Genomic DNA, 11,800 nt, shown 5'->3' on the forward strand with positions numbered 1-11,800 from the left:
CTCGGCGTGGCCGGGACCCTACTCAGTAGGGTTCGTTCACACGGCCAGAGAAGGCGGGGAGTCATGACGGATCGGTGGCGGATCAAATCGGTCGAGCAGTCGATCGCTGACACCGACGACCCCGACACCCGCCTCCGCAAGGACCTGACCTGGCGCGACCTCACCGTCTTCGGGGTATCCGTCGTCATCGGCGCGGGCATATTCACCATCACCGCGTCGACGGCCGGCGACCTGACCGGGCCCGCCATCTCGGTGTCCTTCGTGATCGCCGCGATCACCTGCGGCCTGGCGGCGCTGTGCTACGCCGAGTTCGCCTCGACGGTGCCCGTCGCGGGCAGCGCCTACACGTTCTCCTATGCCACCTTCGGTGAGTTCACCGCGTGGATCATCGGCTGGGACCTGATCCTCGAGTTCGCGGTCGCCGGTGCCGTCGTCGCCAAGGGGTGGTCGTCGTATCTGGGCACGGTGTTCGGCTTCTCCGGCGGAACCATGGACCTCGGACCCGTCACCCTGGACTGGGGCGCGCTGCTGATCATCGGGGCCCTATGCCTGCTCCTGGCGCGCGGCACGAAGGTCTCGGCCAACTTCAGCCTTGCCATCACCGCGATCAAGGTGGCGGTGGTCCTGCTGGTTGTCATCGTCGGGGCGTTCTACATCAAGGCGGCCAACTACTCGCCCTTCATCCCGCCGGCACAGTCCGGCGGTGAGGCCGGCGGAGGAATCGATCAGTCGGTGTTCTCCCTGATCACCGGCGCCGAGGGCAGCACGTATGGCTGGTATGGGCTGTTGGCCGGGGCATCGATCGTGTTCTTCGCCTTCATCGGGTTCGACATCGTGGCCACCACGGCGGAGGAGACCAGGAACCCGCAGCGTGACGTGCCGCGCGGCATCCTGCTGTCGCTGGCCATCGTGACGACGCTCTACGTCGCGGTGTCGGTGGTGCTGTCGGGCATGGTGCCCTACACCGAACTCACGACCGGACCGGACGGTCAGGCCAACCTCGCATCAGCGTTCTCCGCCAACGGCGTGGAGTGGGCGGCCACCGTCATCTCGATCGGGGCGCTCGCCGGGCTCACCACCGTGGTGATGGTGTTGCTGCTCGGTCAGATCAGGGTGCTCTTCGCGATGTCGCGCGACGGGTTGTTGCCGCGCGGGTTGGCCAAGACCGGACCGCACGGAACGCCGGTGCGCATCACCGTGCTGGTTGGCGTGGTGGTCGCGGTGGCGGCGTCGGTGTTCCCGATCGAACGGCTCGAGGAGATGGTCAACGTGGGGACGCTGTTCGCGTTCGTGTTGGTCTCGGCGGGCGTCATCGTGCTGCGCCGCACTCGGCCCGACCTCAAACGCGGGTTCCGGGCCCCGTGGGTTCCGGCGTTGCCGATCGTGTCGATCATCGCCTGTGTGTGGCTGATGCTGAACCTGACGGGCCTGACGTGGATCCGGTTCGGCGTCTGGATGGTGCTGGGCGTGTTCGTGTATTTCCTATACGGCCGGCGTCATTCACTGCTGGGGCGGCGTGAGGCCGCAGCGGTCGAGTCCTGATCGTCGATCTCGTCCTCGGCGATCCAGTCGTCGAGCCGCTTCTTCCAGCCTGCGGCGACCGGCAGCAGTCCGCGGGGCACGGCGATGATCATCAGCAGCAGGATCAGCCCGAGCACAATCAGCCGGATATCGGGCCAGCTCTGCAGCCGGGCCTGCACGAACGTCATGATGACAGTCCCGACGATCGGGCCCATCACCGTGCCGAGCCCGCCCACCACGAGCATGGTGACCAGAAGCGTCATCGGGGCCAGTCCCATCAGGCTCGGTGAGACCACGCCGAACACGTACGCGTACAACGCCCCGGCCACGCCCGCGAAGAAACCGGACAGGCCGAACACCACCATCTGATACGTCCGGGGGCTGATCCCGCGGGCGGCCGCGAGCTGTGAGTTGTCGCGCAGGGCGACCAGGCCGCTCCCCAGCGGGGAGCGCACCACGAAGTACAGCGCGACGCCGGTGAGCACCGCCACGCCGAGAGCGATCCAGTACGACGCCCGTTCTCCTGCGACGCTGTCGAGACCCTGCAGACCGAATCCGGGGTAGCCGGACAATCCGTACGAGCCGCCGGTGACCCCGCTCTGGTCGGAAATGATCAGCAGCCGTACCACTTCGGCGAAGCCGAAGGTCATCAGCGATACGTAGATGCCGCGAAGGCGCAGCGCAGGCAGCGAGAGCAGCACTGAAACCGCAAGTGCGGCGAAGCCGCCCAGAAGTATCGAGGCCACCGCGGGTAGTGAGGTGTGCAGGCTCAGCACCGCTGCGACGTAGGCGCCGATGGCGTATATCGCGAGTTGGCCGAAGTGCCAGACGCCGGAGAATCCGAGCACCAGGTTCCAGCTCTGGTTCAGCGTCAACCAGATCGCCCCGAGCGTGGCGACCACGACCCAGCTGCTGTTGGGCACGATGAACGGCAACGCGACCGCGGCCAGCAAGCCAACGGCAAGCGCGATTCGTTGTGGCCGTGGCCATCCCATCGTGGTGGCGGACCATGTGCGGGCCTTGGCGGTGGGGTTGGTGGTGGCGGGGGTGGTCTCCGTGCTCACAGCCGTGCCTCCTGGGGTTTGCCGTCGATACCCCAGGGGCGGAAGACGAGGACGACGAGGATCACCGCATACAACACGGGCAGCGCATAGGTCGAACTCCAGTAGATGGAGACGGCTGCCTGCACGAACCCGATGATGTAGGCGGCGATGATGGTGCCGCGCACACTGCCAAGGCCCGCGAAGATCGCCACGATCAGGGCCTGCAGCAGTGGCAGGTCACCGGAGTTGGGGTAGACGAAGTAGATCGGCGCGAGCAGCACCCCGGCGATGCCGGCCAGCGCGGCGGCCAGCCCCATGGCGATGACATAGACCCGGCGGGCCGGAATGCCCATCAGGCGTGCGGCATCGATGTTCTGTGCGACGGCCGTGATCGCCAGGCCGTAGCGCGAGCGGGTCAGGAAGAGCCCGAGACCCAGCAGCATCGCGATGGCAAGTGCCGCCATCAGCAGCGAGTGATAGGTGATCGACACGCCGGCGAAGAGGTCGAGTCGGCCGGTGATGAGTTCAGGGAACGGCTTCTGCCGCGGACCGAAGATCGCCAGCACGACGCTCTGGACGATGGTGGCGATCGCGAATGTCGAAATGAACGCGGTCATCTCGAAATCCACCCCGGCGCGCCCCAGTAGTGGACGCACCGCGCTGTAGAACGTGAGCACACCGAGCAGGAAGGCGACGAACGCCGCCAACACCAGAGCCGCCCACACCGGTAGCCCCAACTGGGCGACGAACACGTAGGCGGCCATACCGCCGACCATGACCATGACGCCCTGGGCCATGTTGAGCACCCGCAGCGTGCCGTAGACCAGGCTCATGCCGATGGTGATGAGCGCGAGCATGGACCCCTGCACGACGGTGCTGACTAGGGTCTGAAGCAGCAGATTCACGAGTCCACTCCGAGGTATGTGGCCGCTACGGCCGGGTCGGACAGCACCTCTTTGACGGTCCCGGTGGCGCGCACCGCGCCGTTCTCGACGAGGGTCAGCCGGTCGGCCAGCTCGCGGACACGCGAAAAGTTCTCCTCGACAAGCAGAATCGTCATACCGGACCGGTGAATCGCGGCGATCTGCCGGTACACCTCGTCCACCAGCACCGGTGCCAGTCCGAGGCTGGGTTCATCGATCATCAGCATCCGGGCGTCGGCCATCAGGCCGCGCCCGATCGCCAGCATCCGGCGTTCGCCGCCGGACAGGGTGCGGGCGCGCTGGCTGGACCGCTCGGCCAGTCGGGGGAAGATGTCGTACACCCGGTCGAGGTGCTGAACGCGTTCGGCCCGCCCGCCCTTGCGCAGGAACGCACCGAGTGTGAGGTTCTCCAGCACCGTCATATCCGGGAAGAGCAGGTCGCCCTGCGGGATGTGCACTAGGCCGCGCGCGGCGATGTGCTCGGTGCGCAGGCGCGTGATGTCCTGTCCGGCAAGGCTTATCTTGCCCGAAGCCGGTGTGATGAGCCCGCTCACCGCGCGCAGGATCGTCGTCTTGCCATGGCCGTTCGGCCCGATCAGGACCGAGAACTCGCCGGGGTTCACGCGCAGGTCCACCCCGTGCACGACTGTCGTCGCGTCGTAGCCGGCGTGCAGGCCGGCGATATCGAGCAGTGCGTCAGGCATCGGCGGTACCGTCCTCGGCGGTGGGGGCCTTGGCATCCGCTGGAGCCTCGCCGAGATAGACCCGGACGACCTCCTCGTGCGCGACGACCTCGGCGGGTGTGCCTTCGAAGAGGGTCTTGCCCTGGTTCATGATGAGCACCCGGTCGGACAGCGTCATCAGCGCGCGCATGACGTGCTCGATGAGCACGATTGTCACCGAGCGCTCCTTGATGGCGGTGAGCAAGGCGATCAACTCGTCGATCTCGGCCAGGCTCAGACCGCCGAAAGGTTCATCCAGGAACAGCATTTCGGGCTCGGTGGCGAGCGCCGAGGCGATCATCAGCTTCTTCTTGTCGAACACCGGCAGCGGTCCCGCCAGGCGGTCCGCCTTGTCGGCAAGCCCGACGAACTCGAGTTCGCTCCAGGCGCGCTGCAGTGTCTTCGGATCCTTGCGCAGCGCCGACCACCAGCGCCTGCCGTCGCCGAACTGCGCGCCGACGACGGCGTTGGCAAGCACCGTCTGCGTGTCGAAGACGGAGGGATGCTGGAACGTGCGGGCAATGCCGCAGTGGCAGATCTGGGTGACGCTGGCGTGGGTGACCGACTCGCCGCGGAACCGGACCTCGCCCGAGGTGCCCTTCGTCATGCCCGTGACGACGTCGAAGAACGTGGTCTTGCCTGCGCCGTTGGGCCCGGCGATGCCGAAGACCTCACCGGCGTTCACCGTGACCGACACACCGTCCACCGCGGTCAGGCCGCCGTATCGTTTTGTGACCGAGACGGTTTCGAAGATGGGTGCGGTCATGTGCTCAGCGGACCCACGTCGGCAGGGCGAAGCTGCCCTTGCTGTAGGGCTGCGGCGACAACAGCACCTGCTTGCCGTCCTGAATCTGGTAGGTCAGGTGCGGCATGGCCAGGCTGGGGTCGTCCACTTTGTCCGGGTAGGGGAGCGCGGTGAGTTCCTTCTGGTCGAACCGGTAGGTGCCGACGACACCGCGGAAGATGCTGGCCTTCAGGAACTCCGTGACCTTCGCGAAGTCGTAGGGATCGCCGGCCTGGGCGGCGGCGCGGGCCCACAGTCGCACGGTGTCGTACTGCGCGCCCGACTGGCTCATGCCGGGAACGGCGTCGAAGGTCCGCTCGTAGCGGCCGCGGAAGTCATCACCCATGGCGTCGGGCAGCGTGCCGATGGTCGTCGACCACAGCACCCCGTTGGCCGCTCCCTTGGCCAGGTCGAGGTACTCCGGCACGCTCGGGCCGTACTGCTGATACAGCAGTGAAGGGGTTGGGCCGCTGGCGAACTGCGTGGCGAAACTGGCCAGGTCACCGGCGAGGTAGTCGGTGATGAAGATCAATGCCGGCGGATTGGCGCGGATGCGGGCCAACTGGGGACCCCAGTCGGCGTTCGGCGCGGTGACCTCGTCGTACAGCGTGACGTCCCAGCCGAGCTTCTTGATGCCGTCCTGGAAGACCCGGGCGATCGAGACGCTGTAGGAGTCATTGCTGGAGATGACTGCGGCGGTGTTGGAGTGTGGCGTCCACGCCTTGGTGCGGATCCACTCCTGCATGAGCTGGATGAATCCCTCGGCGTACCAGACCTCGGTGGGGCAGCACTGGAAGATGTTGGTGATGCCCTTGTCGACGACGAAGTCGGTATTGGCCTGCAGGGTGTTGGTGTGCAGCAGTGGCACACCGGCATTCGCGTAGATGTTGTACTCGGCCGACGTGGTGGAGGTGTAGCCGGCGAACGCCGCGGCCACCCGTTCCTGCGAGATCAGTCGCTGCGCGGCCTGGATGAAGTTCTCCGGTGCCTGATCGGCGATGTCCGCGGTGACCAGCTCGACCGGCCGGCCTGCCAACCCGCCCGCGGCGTTGATGTCCTCGATCGCCAGCTGGGCGCCGCGCACCATCTCCAGACCGTCACCGGAGTACGGCCCGGTGATGGGGGCGACGCTGCCGATTCTGACGGTCTCGCCGGATCCGCCCGCCGACATGCTGGCACCGCCTTGGGGCTTCATCACCCAGGAGGCGGCTCCGCCGACGACGACGCCACCGGCGCCCGCCGCCGTCAATCCCCGGACGAAGTTGCGTCTGGAGACTCCGCGCGGCCGGCCGGGAACGGGCGTGTCCGACATGTTGGTCTCCTTCGTATACAGGGCATCGCCGCAGTGCTAACAGCGGCTGTCAGTACAGCGAACGGGTGCGATTCGTGCATCCGTCATCTGACGGACAGCCCTGCCGGGGCGGAAGACGGACAGCCCCTGCCGGGGCGGAAGAGAGATCGGGCGTCGCTACTCGGCAACGCACCACGACGGCATGCGAAACCGTGCCAACGACCCGAACGGTTCCGGCGACAGCGCGCGGTGGGTGCCGTCCTGGATCTGGTAGATCATGTGCGCCTGTCCCATCGACGGGTCCGGGGTGGCGTCGGGATAGGACAGCGTGGCGTGGTTGCGCTCGCCGAAGTAGTACACCCCGTTGACCCCGCGGTGCGGCCAGCGCCGCAGGTAGCGGACGACGTCCTCGGTGCCACGGGTCGCCGTCGCCGACCATGCCGCGGCAAGCAGGTTGACCTGGTCGTAGGCGGCACCGGCCTGCGACCAGCCCGGTGGCCGGCCGAAACGGGCCGAGTACTGGCTGCGGAAGCGCTGACCCAACACGTCGTCGTAGGTCCCGGTGGTGGTGGACCAGATCACCCCGTCGGCAATGGTGCCGAGGGTGGTCTGGAACTGCGGGATCGACGGGCCGTACACGCAGTAGACGAGGGCGGGCAGGCCCAGGGTGACGAACTCGCGCTGGAAGGCGGCGACCTCCTGGTCGAGGAAGTGGGTCACCATCACCACCTCGGGTTCCAGCCTCGCCACCCGCGCCGCGACACCGGACCAGTCGGTGGTGCCGATCGGTACCCGGATCAGGTCGTCGACCGACCACTGGGCGCTTCCCGCGATGGCCAGGAAGTGCTCGTTGGTCACCCGGGTGCTCGACGTGGCCGCCTCGATGCTGACGATCCGGCGCGTGCGCGGCTGCCACAGCCCACGGGTCTCGAGGTCGGTGAGCAGCCGCATCAGCCCCACGCCGTAGGCGGTCTCCGAGGCGCACGTCTGCAGCACCGCGCCGAAGCGGGTGGGGTCGGCCTCGGTCTGCTCGACCTGCTCGGCGAACGTGGCGGTGTGCAGGAACGGCTTTCCGTAGTCGGCGGCGAGGTCGATGACCGCGGAGTGTTCCGCGCTGGCGTAGCTGGTGGTGATCGCGTCGACCTCACCGGCGAACAGTCGGTCCATACCGCGTTCCACGCTGTCCCAGCTGAACACGTCGACGTCGGCGGTGACCAGCTCGACGCGGCGGCCGGAGACACCACCGGTGGCGTTCAGTTCCTCCACGGCCAGGGTGGCTCCGTGCAGCACCTCGACACCGTCGGCGCGTGCGGCCCCGGTGGGAATCAATGTCCCGACCAGGAATGGCCGCTTCCGTGGATAGGCGGGCCGCAGCGGGGCCACCTCGGTGCGCGGCACCGCGTTGGCTATCGACTCCAGCTCGACCACCCCGATGCCGGGCCTGCCGTCCACACCACCGGGTATCGGCAAGCGCAGCAGACCGGAGTCGACGGCCAGAGCTGCCAGCCCGCCGCGGGTGTCCTGGTCGAGTTTGGTGAGCAGTCGCTCGATCTGTGTGGACAGGGTCCGGGCGCTGGTGCCCAGCCGCTCGGCGATCCCCGAGTTGGTCAGTCCCAGCGCCAGCAGCGTCAGCACGTCCACCTCGCGGACGGTGATGCCGCGTGGCATCTCGACCTCGGCGACGCGCAACGACACCCGTTCGCCTGCGGCCGAGCCAGGCGACCCGCGAGCCCCGGAGCTGGAATCGGTGGCGCACCGCTGGCGGACGAGGTGAACGGCCAGCCAGGTGTCGTCGTGGCGGTAGAGGAAGCGCAACGACTCGCGGGTGCTCAGGAAGAACGCCCGCCCGTAGCGGATCACGTCCGGCGGCACCGTGCCGTCGGCGACAGGCACGCGTGATCCCGGCTCGAGCGTGAGCTCAGCGACGACCCGCGACATCTGTCTCCATCCAGCGGTTAATACCAGGGCAGACGCAAAGTCCCTGGTAGCCGGAGTTTACGCCCACGCCTCGGTGTAGTCGCGGAGCAGCCAGCGGCCCTGGCATGGATTGCCGACCGAGATGTGCGCCCGGCGGTGTGCGGGGTCGAAGATCACCCCGGTTGCCGTCGTCCACCGGTCGATTGGGTCGGCGTCGGGATCGGGATGACAGCAAATGCCCGCCGGGTCACCTGCGTGGTCGGCCAGGATGCGCTGCCAGTCGGCCACCCCGCCGTTCGGGCTGGCGTGGACCAGATCCCTTATCCGCTGCAGCCGGAACAACGAGTCGGCCATCAGCTTCAGCCCCATGTCAGTGCCGCCCAGGTCGCGCAGCGGCGCCACCGAGAAGTGGTTGGTGTGCAGCAGCAAGCCGTTGTCGTCGGGCAGCTGCCACGAGATGGCGTCGAACTCGCCGGGGCGGGTCTCGGCGTCCACGGCCAGGCCGTCACCACTGCCGATCAGGTAGTTCGCCGACGATGAGCGCGGTACCGATTGCAGGAGCGTGGCCGCCGCAGTCGGGGTACGGCAGTCCAGCAGCGCCCGCAACATGACGTGGTAGGGCACCCCGGGTGCGCCGGTGTCGGTGGCGGACACCAGTGCGTTGGTGGCGATCACCAGGCCAGACGAGTTCATGCCGAACTTGGCGAGCAGCCCGGCCTCGACGACCGTCATGAAACTCGGGCCGTCATCAGGCGTGGCCTCGACCAGCACGACGGTGTCGGCCGAGAACGTCAGCCAGTCCCAGTTCTGGCCGAATAATCGCGTGCCATCGTCGGACACCGCCGAGAACGACGTGCACTCCAGCACCGGCGGCAGCTGGGCGCCTGCGGCGCGCACCTTGGCGGCGAACAGGATCTCGGTGCGCAGGTTCATCGCCAGCACGTCGGCGAACTCCAGGCCGCTGCCGTCGGCGATACCGCGCATTTCCTCGAGCGAGGCGGGATGGAAACTCTCGATCGGTGCGACGAACGCCTGCGCCTCATCGCGCACCCGGTCCCAATCCCAGGTGGCGTAGTGGGCGTAGACTTCGGCGTAGGCGTCCCGGGTGCGGTGCACCCGCGTCGGCGCCTGTTCGCCGTACTGGGCGCCGCGTTCGCGTGCGCCGCCCCTCACGGTGACGATGGGAAGGTCAGCCTGATTACTCATGACGCGAGATAGCCTCCGTCGACGGTGATTTCGGTTCCGGTGATGTAGCTGCTGTCGGATCCGGCCAGGAACAGGCAGGCCGCCGCGACCTCATCGGCGGTGCCCAACCGGCCCAGCGGCAACCGGCCCAGCAGTGCGTTCGCCGCGTCCGGGTTCGACGTCACCGTGGTCATGGCGGTGTCGATCACGCCGGGCACCACACTGTTGACCCGGATGCCCGCCGGGCCCCACTCGACGGCGAGCTGGCGGACCAGCGCGGACACCGCGCCCTTGCTGGCGGCGTAGGCGGCACCGGGTTCGGTCAGGTCGCCGCGCCCGGCGCCGACCGAGCCAAGCACCACGATCGACCCGGGGTTGCCCGCGGCGATCATCCGTGCGGCGACGGCCTGCGCCGCCAGGAACGTGCCGCGGGCGTTGACGCTCATGGTGTGGTCCCAGTCGGCGGGGTCCACCGTGACGGTGGGCGCAACTCGGTAGATCCCCGCGCAGTGCACCAGCGCATCCGGTGCGCCGCCCCAGGACGAGGTGATCGCATCCATCGCCGACGACACCTGGGCAGCGTCGGTGACGTCGGCGATGTGGCCGGCGCCGAGTGTCCGGTCGATCCCGGCGACCGTCCAACCCAGGTCGTGGGCCCGACGGGCCACCGCGAGGCCGATCCCCGAGCCTGCGCCCGTGACTACGATTCTGCGCATCAGTTCACCTGTACCCCGCCGTTGACGCCGATCGTCTGACCGGTGACATACGCGGCGTCGTCGGACAGCAGCCAGGCCACGGCACCGGCCACGTCGGCGCCATCGCCGTGTCTGCGCAGCGGGACCTCGGCCCGCAGTGCCAGCAGTCGCTCGTCGGCGCCCACGCCGGCGGCCCGCGCCTGCGCGGCCACTTCCTCTTCGTGCATCTTGGTCATCATGTAGCCGGGTGCCACGGTGTTGACCGTGATACCGCTCGGGCCGAGTTCCAGAGCCAGGCACTGTGACAGGCTGCGCAGCGCCGCCTTCGACATGATGTAGGGGCTGCCGCCGACCACCGGCCGGTCGGCGAACAGTGAACCGACGTTGACGATGCGGCCCGACCTCTGCTCCTTGAGGAGCGGGATCGCTGCGCGGCACAGTCGTATCGGCCCAAGCAGATTCACCTCGAGGGTGCGCTCGACATCGGCCATCTCGATGGCATCCAGATCGCCGCTCGGTCCGCCGACACCGGCGTTGTTGACCACGGCGTCGATCCTGCCGTAGGACGCCATCGCAGTACGGACAAGCGCGTCGCCGGCCTCGGCGGCGGCGATGTCGGCGACGGTGGCGCGTACCCGGCCGTCGAACGCGCCTGCCGTGAAGATGTCGCCGACGGCAGGGCTGATATCAGCGGCCACGACACACCACCCGTCGGTGAGCAGACGCTCCGCGATGTCGCGGCCGAGGCCGTCGGCGGCGCCGGTGACGATGGCGCAACGGTGCGCGGTGCCGGTCACGGGACCAACCGCGCGACGTCGCGGGTGGGCGCGATCCACGCCCCGGTGTTGCGCATATCGGTCAGCAGCCGGTCGAGCAGAGCCAGCCGTGACGGACGGCCGATGAACTGCGGATGCATCGTGAGCATGTAGTGCGCACCGAGTGCGGCTATGCCGTCGAGCTCGTCCTTCCACAGCTCGTAGACCTCGCCGACGGTGCGGATGGTCTTGTTCCAGGTGTCCCCGGCGAACCAGAAGTGCGGCGCGTCGTCGAGCAGCCAGGACACCGGAACCTCGACGATGCCAGCCGGATGGCGGTACGGCCGGATGTCATCCATGAGGTTCGACGAGTACTCGAATCCGTGCGCCGCCAGCAGGTTCAGGGTGTGCGGGCTGAAGTCCCAGGATGGCGACCGGTAACCGACAACGTCGGCGCCCAGCCCGCGCAGCACCTCGAGACCGCGGATCAGCTCTGTCTCCTCCTCGTCGCGGGTCAGCGCGGTCGGGGAGCGGTGGGTGTAACCGTGGTGGCCGATCTCGTGGCCGGCGGCGATGATCTCCCTGACCCGGTCACCGTGGCGCTCGGCGTCGCCGCCGGGAACGTAGAAGGTCGCGGTGACCTGGTGTCGTTCGAGCAGATCGAGCAGCAACGGGATAGCCACCTTCGGCCCGTAGGTGCCCTGCGAGAGCACACCGGGCCGGTTCGCGTTCGCCGGATCCTCGCCGATCCACACCTCCTCGGCGTCGAAGTCGAACGTGATGCTGGCGCCGTAGGGGGCACCGTCGGGCCATTGCGGCAACGGTCGTGCTGACATCCCGCGATTGTCGTCGGCAGCTCGCAGGCGGTCATGCGTCATTCGACGTAGCGGGTCGCGGTCGACGGCTCCGTCGAATGACGCATGACGATCCAGCTACCGCTCGGCTGTACTGGGGGCAGCGGCGA

Annotated in this window: 11 protein-coding genes; 1 reads left to right on the top strand and 10 read right to left on the bottom strand. The window is 68.0% G+C overall.

Going from position 1 to position 11,800, the window contains the following annotated elements; genetic code table 11:
• Positions 1–63: 63 nt before the first annotated feature.
• The gene (locus ABIA65_RS26165; protein ID WP_241400446.1) at positions 64–1,542 is read left to right on the top strand and encodes an amino acid permease; all 1,479 of its coding nucleotides are present in this window, start codon (positions 64–66) and stop codon (positions 1,540–1,542) included.
• Here the strand turns inward: ABIA65_RS26165 and ABIA65_RS26170 are convergent.
• From ABIA65_RS26170 to ABIA65_RS26215, 10 genes are all read right to left on the bottom strand, one after another.
• Entirely contained in the window at positions 1,497–2,585 is a 1,089-nt protein-coding gene (locus ABIA65_RS26170) for a branched-chain amino acid ABC transporter permease (protein ID WP_354525366.1), read from the bottom strand. The two genes, ABIA65_RS26165 and ABIA65_RS26170, sit on opposite strands and share 46 nt — an antisense overlap.
• Positions 2,582–3,469 (bottom strand): branched-chain amino acid ABC transporter permease, encoded by an 888-nt coding sequence (locus ABIA65_RS26175; protein WP_354525367.1) that lies wholly within the window; start codon positions 3,467–3,469, stop codon positions 2,582–2,584. Before ABIA65_RS26175 ends, ABIA65_RS26170 begins: the two co-directional genes overlap by 4 nt.
• Positions 3,466–4,191, bottom strand: a complete 726-nt coding sequence (locus tag ABIA65_RS26180) for an ABC transporter ATP-binding protein (RefSeq protein ID WP_354525368.1) — start codon at positions 4,189–4,191, stop codon at positions 3,466–3,468. The genes ABIA65_RS26175 and ABIA65_RS26180 overlap by 4 nt, the downstream gene beginning before the upstream one ends.
• The gene (locus tag ABIA65_RS26185; protein WP_354525369.1) at positions 4,184–4,975 is read right to left on the bottom strand and encodes an ABC transporter ATP-binding protein; all 792 of its coding nucleotides are present in this window, start codon (positions 4,973–4,975) and stop codon (positions 4,184–4,186) included. The genes ABIA65_RS26180 and ABIA65_RS26185 overlap by 8 nt, the downstream gene beginning before the upstream one ends.
• Positions 4,976–4,979: 4 nt before the next feature.
• On the bottom strand, positions 4,980–6,305 hold the full coding sequence (locus tag ABIA65_RS26190; RefSeq protein WP_241400441.1) for an ABC transporter substrate-binding protein: 1,326 nt from the start codon (positions 6,303–6,305) through the stop codon (positions 4,980–4,982).
• Positions 6,306–6,461: 156 nt separating this feature from the next.
• Positions 6,462–8,222: an ABC transporter substrate-binding protein gene (locus ABIA65_RS26195; RefSeq protein WP_354525370.1), complete on the bottom strand. Its 1,761-nt coding sequence runs from the start codon at positions 8,220–8,222 to the stop codon at positions 6,462–6,464.
• Positions 8,223–8,279: 57 nt separating this feature from the next.
• The gene (locus ABIA65_RS26200) at positions 8,280–9,407 is read right to left on the bottom strand and encodes a C45 family autoproteolytic acyltransferase/hydrolase (RefSeq protein ID WP_354525371.1); all 1,128 of its coding nucleotides are present in this window, start codon (positions 9,405–9,407) and stop codon (positions 8,280–8,282) included.
• On the bottom strand, positions 9,404–10,102 hold the full coding sequence (locus ABIA65_RS26205; RefSeq protein ID WP_354525372.1) for an SDR family NAD(P)-dependent oxidoreductase: 699 nt from the start codon (positions 10,100–10,102) through the stop codon (positions 9,404–9,406). The genes ABIA65_RS26200 and ABIA65_RS26205 overlap by 4 nt, the downstream gene beginning before the upstream one ends.
• On the bottom strand, positions 10,102–10,878 hold the full coding sequence (locus ABIA65_RS26210) for an SDR family NAD(P)-dependent oxidoreductase (RefSeq protein WP_354525373.1): 777 nt from the start codon (positions 10,876–10,878) through the stop codon (positions 10,102–10,104). The genes ABIA65_RS26205 and ABIA65_RS26210 overlap by 1 nt, the downstream gene beginning before the upstream one ends.
• Positions 10,875–11,672, bottom strand: a complete 798-nt coding sequence (locus ABIA65_RS26215; RefSeq protein WP_241400436.1) for a polysaccharide deacetylase family protein — start codon at positions 11,670–11,672, stop codon at positions 10,875–10,877. Before ABIA65_RS26215 ends, ABIA65_RS26210 begins: the two co-directional genes overlap by 4 nt.
• Positions 11,673–11,800: the final 128 nt, after the last annotated feature.

Source organism: Mycolicibacterium sp. 624 (assembly GCF_040548615.1).
Classification (GTDB): domain Bacteria; phylum Actinomycetota; class Actinomycetes; order Mycobacteriales; family Mycobacteriaceae; genus Mycobacterium.